The sequence below is a fragment of the Novosphingobium fuchskuhlense genome (genome assembly GCF_001519075.1).
Classification (GTDB): domain Bacteria; phylum Pseudomonadota; class Alphaproteobacteria; order Sphingomonadales; family Sphingomonadaceae; genus Novosphingobium; species Novosphingobium fuchskuhlense.
The window spans coordinates 762,661-785,111 of the sequence record NZ_KQ954245.1 but is presented as its reverse complement, the minus strand read 5'-3'; the positions used below and the strand labels follow the sequence as shown (position 1 = coordinate 785,111).

The following is a 22,451-nucleotide window of genomic DNA, read 5'->3' as shown; positions in this document are numbered from 1 at the left end:
TTGTTCATACCAAGGCTTGATGGTAGCCTTGAGAAGCAACAAACGCCTTGGGGGTTCGCGCAATGGCGGAAGGTATTAAACGGGGCTTATTCAAGTATTACCAGCCTGCGACATTGCTCGCGATCTTCGCGTTCTGGTCGCTGCTTCCAGCGGCGCTGGTGACGAATGGCTGGACCATCGTGATTGCGGCGGTCTGCACCAAGTTCATGATTTTGGGGCTGGAGCAGATCAACGAACGGCACGCGGGATGGCGGTTGACGCGCGCGGAATTCCTTTCCGACCTGTTCTACTTCGTGATGTTTTACACAGTGGTGCGCTATGCCGGAAAGCACTGGGCCGATGCGCCGCTGATCGGGGTGAAGGATGCGCTGGGCATCCATACGCCATGGCTGGAACACGCGCCGCTGATCGCCCAGGTTGCGCTGATCATGCTGCTGATCGAGTGGGGGCATTATTGGCTGCACCGCGCAATGCACAACTGGTTTCCGCTGTGGGTGGTCCATGCACCGCATCATTTCGTGCGGCAGTTGAACGCACTGAAGGGCGCGGTGGGCAATCCCTTCGAGCTGTTCCTGATCGGCCTCAGCGTGACGGTGTTCCTCGACTTCTCGCTGACGGCGCTGCTCTGCGCGGGGCATATGCTGGGGACGATCGCGGCGTTCAGTCATGCCAATGTGCGCTTTGATCCGCCGCGCTGGTATTCTGCCGTGTTCACCACAGTGGAGGCGCATAGCCTGCACCATTCGGTGGAGTACGAGGACACGCGCTGCAACTATGCCTGCGCGCTGATCCTGTTCGATCGGCTGCACGGCACGTATCGGGCGGGCGAGGCGGTCGAGGTAGGGCAGGAGGGCCGCCGGCCCATGGGGATCGGCGAGACATTGATCTATCCGCTGACGCCGATCATCGACTGGGCGAAGGGGCGCAGGGCGGCGGTTTGATACGGTGCGCTGGCGCCGGGTTTGCTGCTTTGGATCCCCGCCTGCGAGGGTGTCCAGTGGTTATTACACGGCGCTCAAGGCTTCACGGTCTCGCTACCCTTGGGCCACCACGTCAGCAGGTGGAAATCGTGGGCTGATGTCCATGCGCCGCCGGGTGTCCAGCGCAAACCGCCGCTGTGGACGGGCTTGCCGACGCGGCTGAGGATCGCGCCCGTCTGTGCATCGATGACGACAAACTCCTGATCGTCGGTCGTGCGCAGCCAGACCTTGCCGTCGCCGACGTCGATGTCGCCGTACTTGAGGTTGTCGCCCACCTTGATGCGCATCGTGACGGTCATCGTGGCGGGATCGACCTTCGCGACGGTGCCGTCGCCCTGTTCCTGCACCCAGACCGCGCCTTCGCCCGCGACGAGGAATCCGGGCATTTTCCCCAGCGCGACCGTACCGGTCACGGTGTTGGTGGCGGGATCGATGCGGCTAAGCAGTTGCTGCTTGCCGCTGACCGCCCAGAGCGCGCCGAGGCCGAAGGTGAGGTACCACGAGCCAGAGGCGGTGGGGATGGTGGCGACGACCTTGTTGGTCGCGGCATCGATGCGCGCGATCTTGCCGCTGGCCTCGCTGGCGATCCAGGCGGAGCCCGCGCCGGTCACGGTGTTGAGCTCGCCCTCCATGTTGTTGGCGATGCCCGTGGAGATCACGGCGAGGAGCTTGCCTGTCCTGGTGTCGATGCGCTTGACCGCGCCTTCGGGGCAATCGGCGACCCAGAGCGAGCCATAGTCGACGCTCATGCCGCCGCAGGGCCGCCCCATCGGGGCCTCCAGCGTCTTGCCCTTCAGCGACCATTGCTCGACCGAGAAGCGGTTGGTGGCCCAGACCGTGTCGCCATCGATCGCGAGGAAGTCCGCGAAACCGGGGACGGTGAGGACAACCGGCTTCGGTGCATCCTTGGCTGTGGCGATACCGGGGATGAGGGCGGCGGTCAGGAACAGGGTCTTGAGGGTACGCATGGGCGGGCTCCTTCAGCTTTTCTGCGCGATATAGGCGCGCCAGCCGCCGAGGTGGGTGATATCTTCGGCACCGGCGATCGCGCGCGGTTCGGCGACGAAGCCCTTGACGCTTGTGCCATCGGCCAGCGTGACGGTGCCGATGGCGAGCGGGGCGGGGACTTCGACCGTGAAGCTGCCAAACTCTGCGACGCCCAGTTCGTAGACTTCGACCGCGATGGCGGCGCCGTCTTCGGTGCTGTGGATCAGCGCGGGCTTGGGGGGCACGCTGTCGGCCATGGCGAAGAGCCGGTAGGTGGGGGCGGTGTGGGTCGCTTCCACGAATGTCGCCTCGCGCGAGGTGAGCTGCCAGTGGAGCGGCATGTCCTTGAGGTGTGCGCCGACGACAGCGAGTTTCACGGTCTGCATCTTTCCCTCCAGATCGAGCGGTGGGGGCGGGGCGAGGTTGGCCTCGGCGAGATAGGCATCGGCAAGGGTGAGCAGCGCGCGGTCGGTATCCGCCGGGCCGATCAGGGTGATGCCGAAGCCGGTGGCATTGTGGCGCGTGCCCGCCGGGACCGCCAGCGCGGCCATGTCGAGCAGGTTCACGAAATTGGTATAGGCGCCGAGATTGCTGTTGAGCGCGATGGGGGCCTTGGCCAGTTCGGCGACGCGGTAGGTGGTGCCGGTGGTGGGGAAGGCAAGCACATCGAGTTCGCCCCACATGAGGTCGGCGTGGCGCTTCAGTTCTGCGAGGCGGTAAACGCCGTTGAAGGTTTCGACGGCGGTCTTGTCCCAACCGGCTTCGACCACAGCGCGGACGGTGGGATCGACGGCATCGGGATTGTCGGTGAGGATCTGCGCCATGGCGGCGGTGCGCTCGGCGACCCAGGGGCCGCCGTAGAGGAGCTGGGCGGCTTCCTGCAGCGGGGCGATATCGATCTCCACGATTTCGGCGAGGGCGCTGAGGTGAGCGAGCGCGCGGTCGTAGAAGTATTCACTCTCGGCATCGCCGAAGAACTGGCGCTGGCGGCGCGGCGGGACACCGATGCGCCGCGGGGCAAGCGCGCGGTCCGCCAGCGGCTTGGACCATGCGTCGGCGGGATCGAAACCGGCAAGGATGCTGTCGACCAGTGCGGCGTCGGCGGTGGTGTGTGCGAATACGGTGACGCAATCGACCGAGCGGCAGGCAGGCACGACGCCGCGTGTCGGCCACCTGCCCTTGGTGGGCTTGAAGCCAAGCAGATGGTTGAACGCAGCGGGGACGCGGCCTGAGCCTGCGGTATCGGTCCCGAGGGCGATCGGGACGAGCCCAGCGGCGACTGCGATGGCCGAGCCAGAGCTCGAGCCGCCGCTGACATATGCGCGGTTGAAGGCATTGCGCGGAATGCCATAGGGGCTGCGCACGCCGACGAGGCCGGTGGCGAACTGGTCGAGGTTGGTCTTGCCCATGCAGATCGCGCCTGCGGCGGTGAGGCGCTCGGCGACGGTGGAGGAGGCATCGGGCCGATAGGCGAAAGCGGGGCAGGCAGCGGTGGTTTCCAGCCCCGCGACGTCGATATTGTCCTTCGCGGCATAAGTCACGCCAGCGAGGGGGAGGACCTCGCCCGCTGCTATGCGCGCATCAACCGCATGGGCGGCGGCAAGGACGTGCTCGGCGCTGGCGCGGCTGATCCAGATGTGCGGCTGGATCGCATCATAGGCAGCGATGCGGGCGAGGGCGGCTTCAACCTGCGCGGCGGCTGTGGTCTGGCCGGTGTTGACGGCCTTGGCGATCCCGGCGGCGGTCATACTGTGCGCCTCAGGGCGAGCATCGGGGAGCCGGGCTGCAAGGACTGCTTCTCCTTGATGTAGAGCGCCTCGATCGTGCCGGTGCCGGGGCTTTCGACGGGGCATTCCATCTTCATCGCCTCGATCACCGCGATCGTATCACCGGCCTTCACCGCGTCTCCGGCCGAAACCAGCAGCTTCCATACGCTGCCGCCGAAGGGAGCCTCGACAAGGTCGGTGCCATCGGGGACTTGCGTGGCGCCGGCGGTGGGGGCTTCGGCTTCGGCAAGGTCCGTCACGCGGTCGAATTCGCCGCGCGCCTGCCAATCGGCGCGCTCGGCATCGAAGGCAGCCTGGCGGTTGGCCTCGAAGGCGCTTATGGCTTCGGCGTTTTCAGCGAGGAACTTGCGGTAATCGGCGAGGCGGAATTCGCTCGGCTCGATCCTGAGCGCACGGCGGCCGGCGGGGAAATCACGTCGCCATTCCGCCAGCTCTTCGGCGCTGACGGGATAGAAGCGGATCTGATCGAAGAAGCGCAGGAGCCACGGTTTGCCCTCGGTGAAGGCTTCCGTCTGCTTGTACGTGTTCCAGACCTGCACGGTGCGGCCGAACAGCTGGTAGCCGCCGGGGCCTTCCATCCCGTAGATACACATGTACGCGCCGCCGATGCCGACGACGTTGGGCGGGGTCCAGGTGCGCGCGGGATTGTACTTCGTGGTGACGAGGCGGTGACGCGGATCGACCGGCGTCGCGACCGGCGCGCCGAGGTACACGTCGCCGAGGCCCATGACGAGGTAGTTGGCCTCGAAGATGAGGTTCTCGACCGCTGCGACATCGGGCAGGCCATTGATGCGGCGGATGAATTCGATGTTGTCCGGGCACCACGGCGCATCGTCGCGGACGGCGCCCATGTACTTCTCGATGGTCTCCAGCGTGGCCGGATCGCGCCACGAAAGCGGCAGGTGGACGACGCGGCTGGGGATGGTGAAATCGGCGAGATCGCCGAGGCGCTCCTCCGCCTCGATCAGCGCGGCGAGCGCGGCGGATTGATCGAGCTGGACGCCATCGAAATGGAGCTGGAGCGAGCGGATGCCGGGGACGATGTCGATGACGCCCGGCAGCGCAAGGCGTTCGAGTTCGACCATCAGCGCGTGGACACGGATGCGCAGCTCGATGTCGAGAACGATCTGGCCGTATTCGACAAGGATGTTGCGGTCGCCCTGCTGGCGGTAGATCGTGCGCGGGCGGCCGTTTGCCTCGGGTGTTTCGGCGAGGATCGGGGAGAGATGCGCGACGGGGCGGTCGGGAACCGGGCCGGGGAGCGTGCCCGACGTGAGCAGGCGCTGCTGGTCGGCATCTGCTGCGGCGGCATCGGCGATGGTGACGGGGGCAAAGCGCAGGCGATCACCTGGGACGAGTTGGCCGAGCTTCCAACGGTCGGCCGCGATCACCACGAAGGGGCAGACGAAGCCGCCAAGCGAGGGGCCATCGGGGCCAAGGATGATCGGCATGTCGCCAGTGAAATCGACCGCGCCGATGGCATAGGCGTTGTCGTGGATGTTCGAAGGGTGGAGCCCCGCCTCGCCGCCGTCCTTGCGCGCCCACTGCGGTTTCGGGCCGATGAGGCGCACGCCGGTGCGGTTGGAATTGTAGTGCACCTGCCATTCGGCACCGACGATCATCGCGATATCATCGCCCGTGAAGAAATCGGGTGCGCCGTGAGGGCCGTAGAGGACGCGCAGGGTCCATTCCTGCCCAAGCGGCGGGAGCGCCGTGGCGGCGAGTGGCGCTTCGGCGGGTTCATCGCCGAGGTGGAGGACATCGCCCGCAACAAGGCGGCGCGCGGCGTGGCCACCGAACTGGCCAAGCTCGAAGGTGGCGCGGCTGCCGAGGTAGGGCGCGATATCGAGGCCGCCCGCGAAGAGCAGGTAGCCGCGCATGCCGCCGCCTGAGGCGCGGCTCAAGGCGAGTGTTTGCCCGGCGGCAATGGCGATGACCTGGCCGCGCGGGACAGGGACGCCATCGAGCGTAGCGCCGAAGTCCGCGCCAGTGAGCGCGATTCGGGCAGGCGCGGTGAAGGCGAGGGTGGGGCCCGAATGGGTGAGCTCGAGGCCGGCAGTGCCTTCGGGATTGCCGAGCAGGCGGTTGCCGAGGCGGAACGACTGGTCGTCCATCGGCCCCGAGGGGGGCACGCCGACGGCCCAGAGGCGCTGGCGGCCGGGCCAGTCCTGCACCGTGGTGGCCGTGCCGCCGCTGATCACGCGGACACTGCGCGGGGTGTATGCAATTGCATCGAGGACGCGGGTCGAGACATCCCCGCTGGTGAAGGCGGGAGTGCGGACAACATCGCGCAGCCAGCGCAAGTTGGTCTCGATGCCGTCGATGCGGGTTTCGGCGAGCGCCTGCTGCATGGCTGTGACGGCGAGATCGCGCGTGGGCGCATGGACGATCAGCTTGGCGAGCATGGGATCGTACCACGCGGTGACCTCGCTGCCGGCCATGACCCAGGTTTCGGTGCGGATATCAGTGGGGAACTGGACCGCCGTCAGCGTGCCCGAGGTGGGGCGATAATCGAGCGCCGGGTCTTCGGCATAGAGGCGGACCTGGACCGAATGGCCCTGCGGCAAGGTGGGGGCTGCATCGAGAAAGCTGAAATCACCCGCACCGCCGCGCACCATCCATTCGACGAGATCGATTCCCATGACCATCTCGGTCACGCCGTGTTCGACCTGCAGGCGGGTGTTCATTTCGAGGAAGTAGAACTGCTCTCGCTCGGCATCGTAGAGAAACTCGACCGTGCCGGCGTTGCGATAGCGCGCGGCCTGCCCCAGGCGGATCGCGGCGGCATAGAGGTCCTCCCGAATGTGTTCGGGAAGCAGCGGGGCGGGGGCTTCCTCGACCACTTTCTGGTTGCGCCGCTGGAGCGAGCAATCGCGCTCGCCGAGCGCGACGACGCGGCCTGCGCCATCACCGAAGATCTGCACTTCGACATGGCGCGCGCGGCGCACATAGCGTTCGAGGAAGACGCCGGCATCGCCGAAATTGCTTTGGCCGAGCCGCGCGACAGTGGCGAAGCCGTCCTGCACATCGGCCTGCGTTTCGCACACGCGCATGCCGATGCCGCCGCCGCCGGCAGTGGCCTTGAGCATGACGGGAAAGCCGATCTCATTGGCGGCGGCGAGCGCTTCCTTCTCGCTTGTCAGCAGTTCGGAGCCGGGGGCGAGCGGGACGCCGTGCGCCTTGGCCAGCGTGCGGGCGCTGTGCTTGAGGCCGAACTGGCGGATGTTGTCTGCCGTCGGGCCGATGAAAACGATCCCGGCGGCCGCGCAGGCTTCGGCAAAATCGGTGTTCTCGGCGAGGAAGCCGTAGCCGGGGTGGATCGCGCCCGCGCCGGTCTGCTTGGCGGCGGCGAGGATGGCCTCGATATTCAGGTAGCTTTCGGACGGCCGCGCGCCGCCGATGCAGACGGCTTCGTCTGCCTCGGAAACATGGAGCGAGCCCGCATCGGCTTCCGAATAGACCGCGACCGCGCGCAGCCCCATGCGGCGCAAGGTGCGGATGATCCGGGTGGCGATGGCCCCGCGGTTGGCAATGAGAACGGTGGTGAACAAGGGCTTAGGGCTCATGCCGCGACGATCATGCGGACAGGCGTCGGGTTGAAACCGTTGCAGGGATTGTTGATCTGCGGGCAGTTCGAGACGACGACGATGACATCCATCTCGGCCTTGAGATCGACCGTGAGGCCCGGCGCTGATATGCCGTCGACGATGCCGAGCGCGCCGTCCGGTTCCACGGGCACGTTCATGAAGAAGTTGATGTTGGCGACGATATCGCGCTTGCCCCGGCCTTCGGTGAGGTTGGCTTCGAGGAAGTTCTCAACGCAGGCGTGCTGGGCCTTGGTGTGGTGGCCATAGCGCAGCGTGTTGCTTTCGCAGCTGCAGGCGCCGCCGATGGTGTCGTGGTATTCGACCGTGGTGCCGGCGATTGTCATCATCGGGCGGCCTTCGTTCGAGCGCAGGACGGTCCCGGTGCGCAGGAACAGATTGCCCTGTGCGGCGACGGTATCCTGCGCCGAATAGCGCTCGGTATTGTCGGCCTCGCTGTAGAGCAGGAAGTCGACCGCCTGGTTGCCTTCGAGGTCGACGATGCGCAGCGTCTGGCCCTTCTTGATGTGGTGGATCCAGGGCGCGCGGGCGGGGACGACCTCGTCGTGGACGATGGTATCGGGCAGGCCGTCATGGTGCGGATCGCGGTTCTGCATGGGGCTGCCTCCTTACCGGCGGTAGTAGTCTTCGACGTTGAGGAAGGCGCGCAGGCCCTCCGGCGTCGCGGTGCGGATGGGGTCGTCTTCGGCGGCCACGGCCCCGCGCCAGGCAGTGAGGCGCAGCGGGGTGACGGTGTAGTCTGGCCGGGGATCGAGCACATGGGGGACGTTGGCGATCACCACGATGACCTCCATCTCGGCACGCAGGACAACCTCGCGGCCCGGCTTGAAGGGGCCGATCTGGGGTTCAATCGTGCCGTCGTCCGCTATCTTCGCGCCCTTGAACAGGGTGACCGCAGCGTGGATGTCTCGGCGCTGGAGGCCGTGCTTGGCGGCGCCGAGAAGGAAGCGGTCGCGCCCGTTGGGGAACTGGCCGCTATTGCGTCCGTCGCCATACTTCGCGGCGTTGGTATGGGCGTTGGAGGTGCCGGAGAACGTGTCGTGCGTGCCGCCGGTGCTATCCTCGGCCATCGACATGAGGACGCGGCCCATGTCGGAGAGGAGCAGCTTACCAGCGCCCAGATAGGCGTTCCACTGGATCTTCACCGTGTCGGCGAAGCTGTAGCGTTCGGTCGGCATTTCGGCGTTGAAAATCTGGAGGGAGGCGCAGGCATCGCCCTTCGTGTCGACCAGGCGCAGGCGCGCGCCCCGAGGCAAACGGCGTGTGGCATAGCCGCCGGGGGCGATGGTTTCTTCCCAGAGCAGCGCTTCGGCCGCCACCCCTTCCGGCAGGTCCGGTGCGGCCGGGGGAAGGATCGGCATCGCCTCTACCACGGTTCCGCCTTGGGCGCGGGCGTGATCGCGGGCAGCGTTGGGGTTTGCGAGCACCTGTGTCATGCGGCGGCTCCCTGCGGCGCATCACTTTCCGGCTCGTAGAGCTGCGGAAGGAGTGCAGTGGTGGTGACGAGTTCAAGCTGCTGGACGCCGCGCACGCGGCGCAGCGCATCCGAGAGGTCCTTGAGTCGGGCGGCGGGGCCCTGGACAAGCAGAACTTCGAGCGACTGGTCATCCTCAAGGAAGACGTGCTGCGAAGAGATCACTTCCTTGAGGTAGTGCGCCTGCGTCTGCGCGAGCTGGTGGCGGACGCGGCCGCGCTCGCCGCGGTAGACGAGGGTGATCGTGCCCGCGAGCATCTCGTCGGGCCGGGTGAATGCCTCGTGCGCTGCGAGCGCGTGGCGGATCAGCTCGGCCATCAGCTGCGAGCGCGAGGGGAGCTGGCGCTCTGTCACCATCATGTCGAGCTTGCGGAACAATTCGGCCGGAAGGCTCATGCTGAGCCGGGCGAGGCCGGGAGTTTCTGTGGTCATGACCATTCCTTCCTCAGCTGGCAGCTGCAGAAAGCGGGTTGGGATCGGGTTGCGGCGGGGCGGGCGGTACGACGGCCGGCGCGGTGCGCAGCGGCAGGTCGTAGACCGCGGTCGCGCCGTAGCGGTGCGGCGCGTGGGGATCGTGGCGGCGCTTGTCGAGCGCGAGGACGCGGGTGCCGAGCGTGAAGGCTTCCTTGATGTCGTGAGTAACCATCACGATGGTGAGGCCGTAATCACGCCAGAGCTGGGTGATCAGGCCGTGCATGTCGGCGCGGATGCCGGGATCGAGCGCGCCGAAGGGTTCATCGAGGAGGAGAATGCGCGGGCGCTTGATCAGCGCCTGCGCAATGGCCAGACGCTGCTGCATGCCGCCCGACATCTGCGCGGGATAGAGATTGAGGCTGTCGCCGAGGCCGACCGCGTGCAGCATCGCCGCTGCCTCGCCCATGGCCTTGCGGCGGGCGCTGCCGAACAGGCGCGCGGCGATGGGCGCTGCCGGGCATTCGAGGCCGAACATCACATTGCCGAGCACCGACATATGCGGAAAGACCGAATAGCGCTGGAACACCACGCCGCGGTCTGGCCCGCACTGGGGCTCCAGCGGCTCGCCGCCCAGCAGAACCTGGCCGCGCGTCGGTGCTTCCTGCCCGAGGATGAGGCGCAGCAGGCTGGACTTGCCCGCACCCGACGGGCCGATGATCGAGAGAAACGCGCCCTCGGACACCTCGAGATTGACCTTCTCGAGCACGACCTTCTCGCCGTATTCGACCCAGACATTGCGGAGCGAGAGGAGCGCGCTCATCGGGCGGCCTCGTGCGCCCAGGGGAACATGCGCCGGCTGGTGGCGGCCAGTACAAGGTCTGCGAGGATTGCGAGCAGCGCTATCCATGCGACGTAGGGGATGATCACGTCCATCGCCAGGTAGCGGCGGACGAGGAAGATGCGGTAACCGAGCCCGATATCGGACGCGACAGCTTCGGCTGAGATCAGGAACACCCAGGCCGGGCCGAGCGCGAGGCGGATCGCCTGGATGAGGCGCGGCATCGCTTGCGGTAGCGCCACGCGGACGATGATCTGCCACGAGTTGGCGCCGAGTGTTTCGGCCTTGATGATCTGTTCGCGCGGCAGACTGCCGACGTGGGCGGCGATATCGCGCACCATGACTGGGGCGACACCTATGGCGATGAGAACGATCTTGGAGGTTTCCCCGAGACCGAGCGCGATGAAGAGGATCGGCAGCAGCGCGATCGGCGGGATGACCGCGATTCCGGTCACGAGCGGGCTCAGCGCCGCGCGTACCGGTGGTAGGGCCCCGATCAGGAGGCCGAGGACGAGCGCGAAGAGCGTCGCAATGCCAAGGCCGAGACCGAGCCGCTGCAGGCTGGCAAGCGTATCTGCCCAGAACACGAGGTGGCCGGACAGCGGATCGGGCGTGGTGAGCAGATCGGTGATCGCCTTCGCCATCCCAGAGGGGAGCGGGAGGATCTTGTCGGACGGATTGGCGGCATGGCGCTGCACCGCCGTGACCAGGTAGATCACGAGGAGAAGCACGATCGGCGCACCTCCCGCGATCAGGCGGTCACGCTTGGACAAGTGCCAGTTGATCCAGCGCATCGGCTCAGAGCTTCCCGTCGGCCGCGAGCTTCATGTAGCTGTCGTCGAAGCGCAGGGTGACATGCTGCGCATCGCCCAGGGTCTTGCCGCCCGGGAAGGCCATACCCACCGCGTCTGCCGACGTTGCGCCCTTGAACAGGCCCTTGGCGAAGCTGAAATCGCGCACGCGGGTCATCGTGGTGACGAGCGCGGGTGATTGCGCTGCCGCGACGGCGGCCTTGGGATCGGTGTAGAGGAAGGTCGTCTTGAGCTGGCTGTCGAAGGTTTCCGGGGCGGCACCGGCCAGCTTGGCCATGGCGGCGCGGGCGGCCTTGCCGCTGGCATCCTGCTTCATCATCAGCTGGACGGTATCGTACCAGATACCTGCAAGTGCCTTGCCAAGATCGGGATTGGCCTTGAGCGTGGCGCTGTCGACGACAAGCAGGTCGAGGATCTCGCCTGGAATATCGGCGGAGGAGAAGACCTGGGTGACGCCGGGCTGCGCCCGCATCACGGAAAGCTGCGGGTTCCACGCGACGGCGGCAGTGACATCGGGGCTCGCGAATGCACCGACGATATCGGCATCGGCGGTGTTGACGGTCTTCACGTCCGTCATCGTCATGCCGCCCTTTTCGAGCGCACGGGCGAGGAGATAGTGCGATACCGACAGCTCCACGAGATTGACCGAGCGGCCTTTGATCGCGGACAGGTTCGTGGCACCTTTCAGGAGGACGCCGTCGTTGCCGTTGGAATAATCGCCTAGGATGACAGCGGTCGTGTCCTTGCCGCCTGCGGCCGGAATGGTCAGCGCGTCCATGTTGGCGAGGGTGACGCCGTCGAGCTTGCCGGCGGTGTACTGGTTGATCGATTCGACGTAGTCGTTGACTTGCACGATCTTGATCTTGAGGTGGTACTTGTCTTCCCACTTCTTCACGATCCCGGCCTGCTGCGCGTAGGGCCACGGCATCCAGCCGGCATAGATCGACCAGCCGATGCTGAATTCGGTTTTCTTTTCAGCAGGAGCACTGGCGCCGCCCGAACAGCCGGCGAGGCCGAGTGTGGCGGCGGCTGCGGCAAGGAGAAGCAAACCGGATTGCACTCGCCGGGACCCGGCGCTGGAGGTGGCTGACACGATTCTGTCTCCTTTCGCACTGCAGCATTGCGGGAAACAAAACCCTTGTCCATGCCAAAATGTTACGTTCCGGAAAAAACGTAATACGATCTCGCTGCAAGCCGCCTGAAATCGGGCGAATCAAGATGGTCTCGCCGGGGAGGGTGTTGATTCGATGCAACGGTCCGTGCGGGCCGGTGTGTTCTCTGGCGATGGTCTTGCGGCATCCGCACATCAAAAAGATCAAGGATTTCCGCACTGCAGCGAAGGGCGGATAATACCCGGATTGTGCCGAATTATTACGCTTGACCTGTTATGTAATATCGATAGCGTAACCGATATGTCGCGAAGGTTCTAGTCCGCAGCGACGGCCGACTAAAACTTCCAAGCCAGGTGAACGTATTGCCTGGAGATAATATTCTGCACAGTATGTACTGTGTGGAGACGTGATTGTTTGTCTTTTGGTTATTTTGGCCAAAAGGAATGATCAAGTCAAATCAATATAACGCTAGATGGCGGGCCCTTCTGGTCGAATTGCCGGTTTGTTCATCTGGCGCGTTGATAAATTCGGTCGCCTTCTCGGCAATCGAATGGTGAGACAGACGAAAGGTCAGATCCGTCAAGGATCGATCCTTGCCGCACGTTGCGGGACTTTAGGGTTGGGGATGTCATTCGAAAAGGCTTTCACGCAAGCAAGGCGGGGGCTCGAGTGACCAAGCAGACTTTCAAGACTTCACTGGTGTGTGCGACGATCCTCATGGGCTGCACTGCCATTCCCGCTTTCGCGCAGACCGCGCCGGAGGCACCTGCCGAGGCGCCCCAGGCATCCGCTGTCGAAGACAACAGCGCCATCGTGGTGACCGCGACCCGCCGTGCCACCTCGCTTCAGGATGTGCCGATCAACATTTCCGCCGTTGGCAAGGACCAGCTCGAGCGCCAGCGGATCGACGACGTGCGCGACATTGCCGACTTTACCCCCGGCATCACCATCGCCGACACCGGCCCGGGTTCGACTGGTACCATCGTGCTGCGCGGCCTCAACGCGTCCGATACGGATACCACCGGGGCGACCTACGACAACGCGCTGGGCGTCTATATCGGCGAAGTCCCGATCTACTACGACTTCAAGATGCTAGACATTGCCCGCGTCGAAACGCTGCTCGGGCCGCAAGGCACACTCTATGGCCTCGGCACGCTGGCGGGCGCGATCCGCAACATTCCTAACCGGCCCGATACCGAGAAGATCACCGCGGAATGGCACGGCCGCGTCTATGGCAAGAACGAGGCCTCGAAGGTCGGCTACCAGCTCGACGGCGTGATCAACATCCCGATCGTGAAGGACCGCATCGCGTTCCGCTCTGCCACGGGGTATTACGATGATCCCGGTTTCATCGACTATCCGCTGATCCTCAAGACGCCGGGCGTTTCGCTGGCGCAGGCGCCGCGCTCGCCCGCGATCACGCAGGCCTTTGCCGATGCCAACTTTGCGGGGCAGAAGGACCTCAACTACGAGAAGACCTTCACCACCCGCAACCAGTTGCTGGTTCAGGTGACGCCGGATCTCACGGCCGACTTTACCTATGCCTTCCAGCACACCAAAACCGGCGGCGGCCAGTACAACAGCAATGGCGTGTTCGGCACCGGCCGCTACGAGAGCGCCGCGCGCTATGCCGAGCCGGTGGATCGCCGCGCGCACCTGGTAAGCATGGAGATCAATGCCCATGTCGCCGATATCTTTGATCTCGTGTCGACGACGGCCTACACGCAGGTGAAGAACAAGCGCCGCGGTGACAACACCGATCTCCTGCTTGACCTCGATTACGATTACGAGCTGTTCCCGGCCTTCACCAGCTGGAACGAAAGCGAAGACACCCGCAAGCAGATCAACCAGGAAATCCGCCTCGTCTCGACCCACGGCGGGCCGTTCAGCTGGGTGGTCGGCGCGTTCTACAACGAGCAGAAGCTGCAGAGGGATTACCGCGAACATGTGCCCGGGCTGCCGGGGGTGGATCTGGCGCGCAATCCCGACGAGATCGAATATGCCTCGTTCAACCGCGCGAAGGTGACAGAGCAGGCCGTGTTCGGCGAAGGCACCTTTAAGATCACGCCCGAGTGGCAGGTCACCGCGGGCGGGCGCCTGTTCAACTACACCTCGAAGGTTTCGGGCCGGGCCGTCACGCCGCTGCTGGGTGATCCGGTAAGTCCTTATGCGCTCAAGGCGGCTGGTGGCACCTCGCGCAAGGGCGGCAACGTGTGGAAGTTCAACACGTCATACAAGATCACGCCCGGTCTGATGGTCTACGCGACTTACAGCAAGGGCTACCGCATCGGTGGGCCGAACACGGTTGCGCCTTGCGTCCTCCCGCTGAAGCCGCCGCCGTTCCAGAACGTCTGCGCGTTGCCGAACGAACAGCAGTTCGGACCGGATTCGACCAAGAACCTCGAAGTCGGTGTCCGTGCGGAGCTGTTCGACCGGAAGCTGACCTTGAACATGAACGCGTTCAAGATCGACTGGAACGGCATCCAGGTTGCTTCGGCCACCGTCAACGGCATTGTCGGCATCACCGTCAATGGCGGCAAGGCGAAGTCGGAAGGCTTCGAGGCCTCCTTCCAGCTCAGGCCGCTCGATCGGCTGGCGATCCAGGGAACCTATTCCTACACCAACGCGCGCCTGACCGAGGATGTCGCCAAGATCATCTCGGTCAACAGCCCGGCCGGCAAGTATCCCAGCTCGCCGATCCAGCTCGATGCGCTCAGCGGCGACCGGCTGCCCGGTTCGACCAAGAACAGCGGCAGTCTCGGCGTCAACTACACCATGCCGGTGCTGGGCGGCGATCTGACCGCTGACTGGACCGCAACCTATCGCGGCGATGTGGTGACCCGCCTTGGCTGGGACCGGGGATATGGTGACAAGCTCGACGGCTTCATCCTGCACCGCGCCTCGCTAAGCTGGCAGAACGATACCTTCACGATCGGCCTGTTCGGCAACAACCTCTTCAACAAGTACGCGATCACGTCCATCGCCAACGACCGTTCGCGCATCGGCGTCAACGATGGGGTGCGGCTGCGCTACTTCCGCCGGACGGTGATCACACCGCGGACCTTCGGGCTGGAGCTGCGCGTGAAGTACTGAGGCGCAGCGAAACACAATGGCACCTGGGGGCGGGGTTGATCCTCGTCCCCGATTGCGCAATCCTGCGGCGCGAAAAAACACGGCAAGCAGGGCAGGACGACAAACGACAACAGACGAGGAGTGGCAGGGTCATGAGTTCGGGCTTGAAGCAGATGGCAGTGGATTGCCTTGCGCCCGCGACATTGGCGGCGGTGGTGGCGTTCTGGTACTTCGCGCCCGCGTCTGTGGTGGACAACCCGTGGACGCTTCTCATCGTCAGCAGCGTGGTCACAGTGTTCGTGCTCGGGCTCGAACTGGTGTTCGAAAGGCATGAAGGCTGGCGGATCAATCGGCAGGAACTGCTGACCGACCTGTTCTATTTCATCCTCATCAACACCGTCATCCAACGGCTCGCCTCGATGCTCAACGAGGAGCCGCTGCGCGCCCTGAAGGCAAGCTGGGGCATCGCGACGCCTTGGGCGGCCGAGCTGCCGTTCCTGGCGCAAGTTCTGCTTGTCTGGAGCGTGTGGGAGTTCGGCCAGTACTGGATGCACCGGCTGATGCACAACTGGGAGCCGTTCTGGTTGACCCATGCGCCGCACCACCACATCACCCAGCTCAATGCCATGAAGGGCGCGGTGGGCAATCCGATCGAGCTGTTCCTGATCAGCCTTGGCGTGGTCGCGCTGTTCGATGTCTCGCCGGCGACCTATCTCTGTGCTTTCAGCGCGGGCAATGTGGTCTCGACCTTCAACCACGCCAATGTGCGGTCGAACCCGCCGCTGTTCTATTCGTTCTTTTTCACCTCGATCCGCCACCATAGCTATCATCACTCGGTGGGCTACGAGAACACGCGCTGCAACTATGGCAATGCGATCATCCTGTTTGACCGCATTCTGGGCACCTACAAGGAAGGCGAGGGTGTTCTGGTGGGGCAGGATGACCGTCGGCGCCTGACGATCTGGGAGCAGTTCATGTTCCCCTTCAAGCCGCTTGTCGCCATGATCGAGCGGCGCCGAAACGGGTCGTCCGCGGCAGGGTGAAAGCGGAACCGGCCCGGATTGCAGCGGTTCGGCGCGCGCTGGGCCGGGGAGACCTCGCCGCAGCGGAACAGCTTGCGGCAGGCGTTGTGGCGGCCTTTCCGGAAGATGCGGAAGGCCGCTTCCTGCTTGGCATGGCGCGTGCGGAAGCGGGGCGGGTCTCCGCCGCGATCGCCGACATAGCCCGCGCCGTCGAACTGGAACCCCACGGCAGCTACCGCGCCCAGCTGGCGCGGCTGCAGGTGATGATGCGGCAGGACAGTGCAGCGGCGGCAACTCTGACGGCCGCGGAAAGCGCGCTGCCCGACGATGCGCTGGGGCGCGACACGATGGGCTGCGTCTATGCGCGGCTTGGCGAGCATGCCGCTTCGGTCCCGCATTTTCGCGAAGCGGTGCGGCTTGCGCCCGGCAACGTCTCGTTCCGCTACAATCTTGCCGCCGCGCTCAATTTCATCGGCGATGTGGACGGAGCCGATGCGGAAGCGGAGGCCCTTCTCGCGATTGCCCCGGACTATGCGAAGGCCCATCACCTGCTGGCGGGTCTGCGCAAGCACACGCCGGCGCGCCATCATGTCGACCGGCTGGCAGCTACGCTCGCCCGCGCGCGGGAACCGGATGCGCGCCTGCTGCTCGGCTATGCCCTTGCGAAGGAACTCGAGGATATCGGCGAGCAGCAGGCGGCGTTTGCCCGCCTCGCCGAAGCCAATGCCGAGCACAGGGCGCGCTTGCCCTATACGTTTGCGCGCGACAGCGCGAACTTCGACGCCATCGAGCGGACATGGCCGCACCTTGCCGAAGTGCCGGTCGAGCGCGCGCCCCGGGATGCGCCGATTTTCGTGATCGGCATGCCGCGCACGGGCACGACCCTGGTCGACCGGATCCTGTCCTCGCATCCTGCCGTGCGCAGCGCGGGCGAGCTTCAGGCAATGCCGCTTGCGGTGAAGATGGCGGCGGGCACGGGGAGCCGGGTGGTGCTTGATCCTGAAACGATCGAGCAGGCAGCACACGCAGATCTGGGCGCGATCGGGCGCGATTACATGGCACGGGCCCTCAGCCATGCCGGTGCGCGCGAACAGGGCCGGTTCGTCGACAAGTTTCCGGGCAACTTCCACTATGCCGGGTTCATCGCGCGGGCGCTCCCCGAGGCCCGGATCGTGTGCCTCAGGCGGCACCCGCTCGACACCGTGCTGGCGAACTTCCGCAATCTCTTCGCGATCTCTTCGCGCTATTATGACTACAGCTACGACCTGATGGACATTGCGCGGTACTATGCGCGGTTCGACCGGCTGATGGCGTTCTGGCGCGAGGCGCTGCCGGGGCGCATTCTGGAAGTGGGCTACGAAGATCTGGTCGCGGATCAGGAGGGCCGGACACGGGCGCTGCTGGTGCATTGCGGGCTGGACTGGGACGAGGCCTGCCTCGATTTTCACCGCAACACCGCGCCGGTTTCGACACCTAGCGCGGCGCAGGTGCGGCGGCCGATCTACACGGACTCCGTTGCGCGATGGAAAACGCACCGGGACGCGCTGGCCCCGGTGATCGCGTTCTTCGAGGATCAGGGTATCCCGATCTAGCCCGGCTTACTTGGCTGGGCAGGGAATGGTCTGACCGACGCCTTCGATGCTCGCACCGCGCAAGGTTAGGACGAGGCCCTTCTCGCCGGTGATCTTGAGCGGGGTGCCAACAGCCTTGAAGCTGGCCCCCGCATCGTGGAAGCAGCGCAGCGGAATGCGCAGGGTAAACGGCCCGGGGGCGGGGCTCACCTTGAGCGTCGCGCCCGCCATGGTCACCGCGATTGCGCCCGCGCCGGTATCGAGCCGGCCATCGAGCTTGAGCGCGAATTCCTCATCGAGCTGGCGCATGAGATCGACCGGCGGGCCATCGATGCCGATGGCGCCCGCCTCGCCCCAGGTGAAGGCTTGCGCATCTTCCTGCGCGCCAAGGTCCACGGAATGGGCCGCAATGCCGGGATCGAGGCTGAGGTGCCAAGGCGAAGGGACCTTGCCCAGCGCGAAGTAGACGCCTTCGCTGGCCGAGGCGACGAGATCGACGTGCGGGTCTTCATTGACCGGACCGACAGCGGCAGTGGCGGCATAGCTGAGGCCGTAGCCGGCCGGGAACAGCGGGGCCTTGATCGGAGAGACCGCGTCTGCCGGCCACGGGAAGGGCAGCTTGCCGGTGAAACCGCGCGCCGGCTTGCCATTCCTGCGGGCGACGAGCACGTCGGCCACGCCTTGGCCTTGCGTGCCGGGAAGCCATGCCGCGACAAAAGCGTCCGAGGCATTGAGCGCCGGACCGGTGAAGAGCGGGCGGCCGGAGAGGAACACCGACACGACCTTGATCCCTTGCGCTTTCAGCTTTGCCAGCAGGTCCTGCTCGCCGGCGTGGGCACGGAAGGCGATGTTGGGCATGTCGCCCTGGAATTCGGCATACGGCTGTTCGCCATAAACGACGACGGCTACGTCCGGGCGGTCGGCAAAGCTGCCATTGGCCGAGATCGCGGCAGTACCGCCCGCGTCCTTGACTGCGGCGGCGATGGCGCGGCCGATGGTCTCGCCCTTTGGGAAATCGGCGGCGCTGGTATCGGTGCCCTGCCAGGTGATCGTCCAGCCGCCGGCCTGCATGGCCATGCTGTCGGCGCCGGGGCCGGTGATGAGAACCCGCGCGCCCGGCTTCAGCGGCAGGAGTCCATCGTTGTTCTTGAGGAGCACGAGTGACTTGGCAGCAGCTTCCCGCGCGACGGCAAGGTTTGTGTCGGTCCCGACTGCGGCAGGATTGCCCCGATCGACCGGGTGCGCCCCGAGCAGGCCGAGCTTGGCCTTGACGCGCAGGATGCGGGCGACGGCATCGTCGATCCGGGCCATCGGGATCGTGCCGTCCCTGGCCTCGCGCACGGTCGCTTCGAACAGACCCTTCCAGCTGTTGGGCGCCATCGCGAGATCGAGCCCGGCGGTGAAGGTCTTCGGACAATCGGTGACGGTGCAGCCGGGAACCTGGCCGTGGCCGTTCCAATCACCCACGACGAGGCCGGCAAAGCCCATGCGGCCTTTGAGCACATCGGAGAGGAGGCTGTGGTTGCCGTGGTTCTTGGTGCCGTTCCAGCTGGAGAAGCTGGCCATAACCGTCAATGCACCTGCATTGATCGCTGCCGGATAGCCCTGCGCATGCTTGGCAACCAGTTCGCCTTCGGAGATCAGGGCGTCGCCCTGGTCCTTGCCGCCATCGGTGCCGCCGTCGGCGAGATAGTGCTTGGCAGTGGCGGCAACCTTGTTTGCCGGGAGCGGCTTGCCGGGCTGGAGCGGGCCCTGGAGGCCGACCGTCATCGCCTTGGCATAGCTGGCGACGAGCGCAGGATCGGCCGCATAGCCTTCATAGCTGCGCCCCCAGCGCAGGTCTTGCGGCACGGCGAGGGTGGGCGCGAAGGTCCAGTCGATGCCGCTTGCCGCGACTTCTGCGGCGGTGATCGCGCCGATGCGCTGGATCAGCGCGGGATCGTGTGCCGCGCCAAGGCCGATATTGTGCGGGAAGATCGTGGCACCGGGCAGGTTGGAATGGCCATGCACCGCATCGATGCCGAACAATACGGGAATGCCCGCGCCTGCCTTGGCCGAGGCGGCGCGGAATTGCTTGACCAGCTTTTCCCACTTCGCGGCATCGGCGCGTTCATCTCCCCAGGGGCCGGAGTTGCCACCGGCGAGGATCGAGCCGAGCGGATACTGCGCGAGGTCTTCCGGCGTGATGGCAGAAATGTCCGCCTGGATCATCTGCCCGATCTTCTGTTCGAGCGACATGGCAGCGATCATGCGGGCGATGCGGCGCTCGGTCTCGGGGCTGGTGATCGCGGCGGGGCTTTTCGCGGCAGGCCAGAGCGCGGGATGTGCTGTGCCGGCATCTTCGGCCGGTGCCGCAAAAGCGCTACCCGACGCCAGCAACATGGCTGCCAAAAGCACGCGCCGAACCATCATTCCCACCCTTCCCGACGTTTCACTGTGAACGTTCTCATAAACGTCGTCGCATGAGAAAGCATCAAAATCAAGCGGGGCTGTCAGTTTTCCCGAACAGGCCCGGCGCGGAGCCCGGCAAGCAGCAGCGCGGCCACCAGCGCAAGGGCGGCAAACAGGAGGAACAGGCCGGAAAACCCGAACCACGGCACCAGCGCGAGGGTGAACCAGGGCATTACCAGCGAAGGCATGGTGTTGGTGAGATTGAACAGGCCGAGATCGCGGCCACGGCGGTTGCCATCGGGCAGCGTGCGCAAGGTTTGCGCGGAATGCAGCGCGAGGAAGATCGAGGTGGCAAAGCCGAACACGGCATAGCTGGCGACGCCGGCGGTCACGCTTCCGGCCAGCGCCATGCCGACGAGACCGAAAGGCGCGGCGAGTGTGCAGGCGACAAGCGGCGCGAAGGGATGGCCCCGCCGGTCGGCCCAGCGCCCTGCGAGAAGCGCCGCCGGGGCCGAGAGGACGAGGACCGTGCTGAACACGCGTGCGGTAAGGTGATCGTCGACCGTTGGATCGATTGAGCGCAGCCAGAGGTAGAGGAACGAAAACAGCGCGGCTTCCGCGACCTGGACGAGGAGCCGGGCCGCCCACATGCGCAAGGCATCACCGCGGCGGCGCAGCGGCACCGCCGGACCGGCGGGGGCGGAGGCGAGCGGCGCGGTCCGGCTGCCAAGCAACAGAGCCGGCAGCACGGCTGCGGCAACGACCAGCGCGACGACGCCGAGCCGCCCATCAGCCGAGGCGAGGCCGGGAAGGGTGACAATGGCGCCGGCCAGCGCGCCAAGCCCGGGCGCGAAGGCGAGTAGTCCCCCGAGGAGGCCCTTCTGCCCGTCGGGCACGCAGTCCGCTCCCCACGCAGCGAGCGGGGCCAGCATCATGTTGAGCCCGAGTTGCCACAATACGACGGTGAGGATGATCTCCTCGAGGCTGTGTGCGGCGGGCACGAGCAGCAGCAGCAGGCACGACAGCGCGAGGCCGAGCGCAGCCCACGGACGGCGCACGCCGGTCACGTCGCTCAACCAGCCGAACAGGATATGGCCAATGCTGGCAGATATCGCGCCGCAAAAAGCGATGGCGGAAAGCCACAGCACCGCCTGCTGCTGGGGCACGAGCGCCGCGATACGCACCGGCAGCAGGATGGTGAGGAACGGGACATAGGCAATCGAGCCGCCCGCCCATGCCAGCGCATAGACCACAAGGAACCACAGCGGCTGCTGCAGTCCAGGCTGGTGTGGCGGCGCCTCGGCGGGCGCGCCTGGGTGGTCAGACACTCACGGTTTGCCTGACATCGGCAACTGAACCGCGCTCGACAAGGCTGGCCGGGATGACGGTGACGGCCTCGGGCAGGGTTTCGCCGCGCTGTGCCGCGATGATCAGTTCCACGGCTTTCGATGCGGTGGCCGCAATGGGCTGGTCGATCGCGGTCAGTTGCGGCTGGGTGAACTGCATCATCGGCGTGTTGTCGAAGCTGATGATCGAAAGATCGTGCGGCACGGTCAGTCCGCTCTGGCGCGCGACTTCGAGCGTGGCGAGTGCCATCTGGTCGTTGCTGGCGATGATCGCGGTGGGCGGCGACGGCAAGGCGAGCAGCGCGCGGGCCCCGCGTTCGCCTGAGGCATACGTGAAATCGCCCGCCTGCAGCAGCGCATCGGTGGAGAGGCCAGCCTCAGTCATCGCAGCTTTCCAGCCATCGATGCGCCAGCCGCTGAGGTTGTATTCGGCGGCGCCCGCGATGAAGCCGATGCGGCGGTGGCCGTTCTCGACGAGGTAGCGCGTGGCCGTGGCAGCCGCGCCTTCATCGTCCATCAGGATTGGCATGCCGGCATCGGGTGCCTTTGAGCCGATCCGCGCGAAGGGGATCTGCTGCTCGGCAAGACAGCGCACGATCTGCGGGTTGTCCGAGTGCGGCGGCGTGAGGATGATACCGTCGGGCTGGAGCGCCGCGATGGCGGCAAGCAGTTCGCGCTCTACATGATCGCTGTGCGTGTCGACCAGTTCGACAATCATGCGGTAGCCGTGTTCGGCGCACTTGAGCATCCCGCCGAGCAGCATCTGGTCAACCCAGTCAGTGCCTTGCCGCGCGCGCCAATCGGCAATCGTGCGGTCGCGGTCGTTGAGCGCGAGGATCAGGTAGGAGCGCGAGCCGCTCATGCGCTGCGCCGCGATCGAGGGAACGTAGCCGAGGCGCGTGATCGCCTCGATCACGCGCGCCTTGAGCTCGGGACGGACCCCGGGCTCGTTGTTGATCACCCGGCTGACCGTTTGCAGCGAAACCCCGACGTCCGCCGCTACGTGCCTGATCGTGACCGCCTGACGACGCCTCGCCATG

16 protein-coding genes are annotated in these 22,451 nt (G+C 65.6%); 4 read left to right on the top strand and 12 right to left on the bottom strand.

Translation table 11 applies throughout. From position 1 onward, the window contains the following. Nucleotides 1-62: 62 nt before the first annotated feature. Nucleotides 63-941 carry a sterol desaturase family protein gene (locus tag AQZ52_RS13315; RefSeq protein ID WP_067911607.1) on the top strand — a complete coding sequence of 293 codons (879 nt, stop codon included), beginning with the start codon at nucleotides 63-65 and terminating at the stop codon, nucleotides 939-941. A 74-nt stretch (nucleotides 942-1,015) separates the two neighbouring features. Here AQZ52_RS13315 and AQZ52_RS13310 read toward each other — a convergent pair whose 3' ends face one another. From AQZ52_RS13310 to AQZ52_RS13270, 9 genes are read right to left on the bottom strand one after another with little or no spacing between them, the layout of a single operon-like run. Further along, the gene (locus AQZ52_RS13310; RefSeq protein WP_067911605.1) at nucleotides 1,016-1,948 is read right to left on the bottom strand and encodes a Vgb family protein; all 933 of its coding nucleotides are present in this window, start codon (nucleotides 1,946-1,948) and stop codon (nucleotides 1,016-1,018) included. A 12-nt stretch (nucleotides 1,949-1,960) separates the two neighbouring features. Next, complete coding sequence (gene atzF / locus AQZ52_RS13305) at nucleotides 1,961-3,715, bottom strand: allophanate hydrolase (RefSeq protein ID WP_067911602.1); 1,755 nt, start codon at nucleotides 3,713-3,715, stop codon at nucleotides 1,961-1,963. Next, nucleotides 3,712-7,320: an urea carboxylase gene (gene uca / locus AQZ52_RS13300; RefSeq protein WP_067911593.1), complete on the bottom strand. Its 3,609-nt coding sequence runs from the start codon at nucleotides 7,318-7,320 to the stop codon at nucleotides 3,712-3,714. Before uca ends, atzF begins: the two co-directional genes overlap by 4 nt. Further along, entirely contained in the window at nucleotides 7,317-7,955 is a 639-nt protein-coding gene (locus tag AQZ52_RS13295; RefSeq protein ID WP_067911591.1) for an urea amidolyase associated protein UAAP2, read from the bottom strand. Before AQZ52_RS13295 ends, uca begins: the two co-directional genes overlap by 4 nt. 12 nt (nucleotides 7,956-7,967) lie before the next feature. Further along, nucleotides 7,968-8,795, bottom strand: coding sequence for an urea amidolyase associated protein UAAP1 (locus AQZ52_RS13290; RefSeq protein ID WP_067911588.1), 828 nt, complete (start codon nucleotides 8,793-8,795; stop codon nucleotides 7,968-7,970). Then, a complete protein-coding gene (locus tag AQZ52_RS13285; RefSeq protein ID WP_067911584.1) occupies nucleotides 8,792-9,265 on the bottom strand; it encodes a CopG family ribbon-helix-helix protein in 474 nt (157 codons plus the stop codon). Before AQZ52_RS13285 ends, AQZ52_RS13290 begins: the two co-directional genes overlap by 4 nt. A 13-nt stretch (nucleotides 9,266-9,278) precedes the next feature. Further along, entirely contained in the window at nucleotides 9,279-10,067 is a 789-nt protein-coding gene (locus tag AQZ52_RS13280) for an ABC transporter ATP-binding protein (RefSeq protein WP_067911580.1), read from the bottom strand. Further along, the gene (locus tag AQZ52_RS13275; protein ID WP_067911577.1) at nucleotides 10,064-10,879 is read right to left on the bottom strand and encodes an ABC transporter permease; all 816 of its coding nucleotides are present in this window, start codon (nucleotides 10,877-10,879) and stop codon (nucleotides 10,064-10,066) included. Before AQZ52_RS13275 ends, AQZ52_RS13280 begins: the two co-directional genes overlap by 4 nt. Nucleotides 10,880-10,883: 4 nt before the next feature. Beyond that, a complete protein-coding gene (locus tag AQZ52_RS13270; RefSeq protein WP_067911574.1) occupies nucleotides 10,884-11,957 on the bottom strand; it encodes a putative urea ABC transporter substrate-binding protein in 1,074 nt (357 codons plus the stop codon). Between the two features lie 769 nt (nucleotides 11,958-12,726). Here AQZ52_RS13270 and AQZ52_RS13265 point away from each other — a divergent pair. The 3 genes from AQZ52_RS13265 (at nucleotide 12,727) to AQZ52_RS13255 (ending at nucleotide 17,695) form a co-directional block, all read left to right on the top strand. Then, entirely contained in the window at nucleotides 12,727-15,102 is a 2,376-nt protein-coding gene (locus tag AQZ52_RS13265) for a TonB-dependent receptor (RefSeq protein ID WP_067912198.1), read from the top strand. Nucleotides 15,103-15,233: 131 nt separating this feature from the next. Continuing rightward, complete coding sequence (locus tag AQZ52_RS13260) at nucleotides 15,234-16,124, top strand: sterol desaturase family protein (protein WP_067911571.1); 891 nt, start codon at nucleotides 15,234-15,236, stop codon at nucleotides 16,122-16,124. Continuing rightward, the gene (locus AQZ52_RS13255) at nucleotides 16,121-17,695 is read left to right on the top strand and encodes a tetratricopeptide repeat-containing sulfotransferase family protein (protein WP_067911567.1); all 1,575 of its coding nucleotides are present in this window, start codon (nucleotides 16,121-16,123) and stop codon (nucleotides 17,693-17,695) included. Before AQZ52_RS13260 ends, AQZ52_RS13255 begins: the two co-directional genes overlap by 4 nt. A gap of 6 nt (nucleotides 17,696-17,701) precedes the next feature. Here AQZ52_RS13255 and AQZ52_RS13250 read toward each other — a convergent pair whose 3' ends face one another. From AQZ52_RS13250 to AQZ52_RS13240, 3 genes are all read right to left on the bottom strand, one after another. Further along, on the bottom strand, nucleotides 17,702-20,086 hold the full coding sequence (locus AQZ52_RS13250; protein WP_067911564.1) for a glycoside hydrolase family 3 protein: 2,385 nt from the start codon (nucleotides 20,084-20,086) through the stop codon (nucleotides 17,702-17,704). A gap of 80 nt (nucleotides 20,087-20,166) precedes the next feature. After that, nucleotides 20,167-21,393, bottom strand: a complete 1,227-nt coding sequence (locus tag AQZ52_RS13245; protein ID WP_082697939.1) for an MFS transporter — start codon at nucleotides 21,391-21,393, stop codon at nucleotides 20,167-20,169. Further along, nucleotides 21,386-22,450, bottom strand: coding sequence for a LacI family DNA-binding transcriptional regulator (locus AQZ52_RS13240; protein WP_067911561.1), 1,065 nt, complete (start codon nucleotides 22,448-22,450; stop codon nucleotides 21,386-21,388). Before AQZ52_RS13240 ends, AQZ52_RS13245 begins: the two co-directional genes overlap by 8 nt. Nucleotide 22,451 lies beyond the last annotated feature (1 nt).

What these genes read in the sequence shown, in the direction of transcription:
- AQZ52_RS13315 (WP_067911607.1), top strand. Translation starts at nt 63, where the DNA reads ATGGCGGAAGGTATTAAACGGGGCTTATTCAAGTATTACCAGCCTGCG.
- AQZ52_RS13310 (WP_067911605.1), bottom strand. Translation starts at nt 1,948, where the DNA reads ATGCGTACCCTCAAGACCCTGTTCCTGACCGCCGCCCTCATCCCCGGT.
- atzF (WP_067911602.1), bottom strand. Translation starts at nt 3,715, where the DNA reads ATGACCGCCGCCGGGATCGCCAAGGCCGTCAACACCGGCCAGACCACA.
- uca (WP_067911593.1), bottom strand. Translation starts at nt 7,320, where the DNA reads ATGAGCCCTAAGCCCTTGTTCACCACCGTTCTCATTGCCAACCGCGGG.
- AQZ52_RS13295 (WP_067911591.1), bottom strand. Translation starts at nt 7,955, where the DNA reads ATGCAGAACCGCGATCCGCACCATGACGGCCTGCCCGATACCATCGTC.
- AQZ52_RS13290 (WP_067911588.1), bottom strand. Translation starts at nt 8,795, where the DNA reads ATGACACAGGTGCTCGCAAACCCCAACGCTGCCCGCGATCACGCCCGC.
- AQZ52_RS13285 (WP_067911584.1), bottom strand. Translation starts at nt 9,265, where the DNA reads ATGACCACAGAAACTCCCGGCCTCGCCCGGCTCAGCATGAGCCTTCCG.
- AQZ52_RS13280 (WP_067911580.1), bottom strand. Translation starts at nt 10,067, where the DNA reads ATGAGCGCGCTCCTCTCGCTCCGCAATGTCTGGGTCGAATACGGCGAG.
- AQZ52_RS13275 (WP_067911577.1), bottom strand. Translation starts at nt 10,879, where the DNA reads ATGCGCTGGATCAACTGGCACTTGTCCAAGCGTGACCGCCTGATCGCG.
- AQZ52_RS13265 (WP_067912198.1), top strand. Translation starts at nt 12,727, where the DNA reads ATGGGCTGCACTGCCATTCCCGCTTTCGCGCAGACCGCGCCGGAGGCA.
- AQZ52_RS13260 (WP_067911571.1), top strand. Translation starts at nt 15,234, where the DNA reads ATGAGTTCGGGCTTGAAGCAGATGGCAGTGGATTGCCTTGCGCCCGCG.
- AQZ52_RS13250 (WP_067911564.1), bottom strand. Translation starts at nt 20,086, where the DNA reads ATGATGGTTCGGCGCGTGCTTTTGGCAGCCATGTTGCTGGCGTCGGGT.
- AQZ52_RS13240 (WP_067911561.1), bottom strand. Translation starts at nt 22,450, where the DNA reads ATGGCGAGGCGTCGTCAGGCGGTCACGATCAGGCACGTAGCGGCGGAC.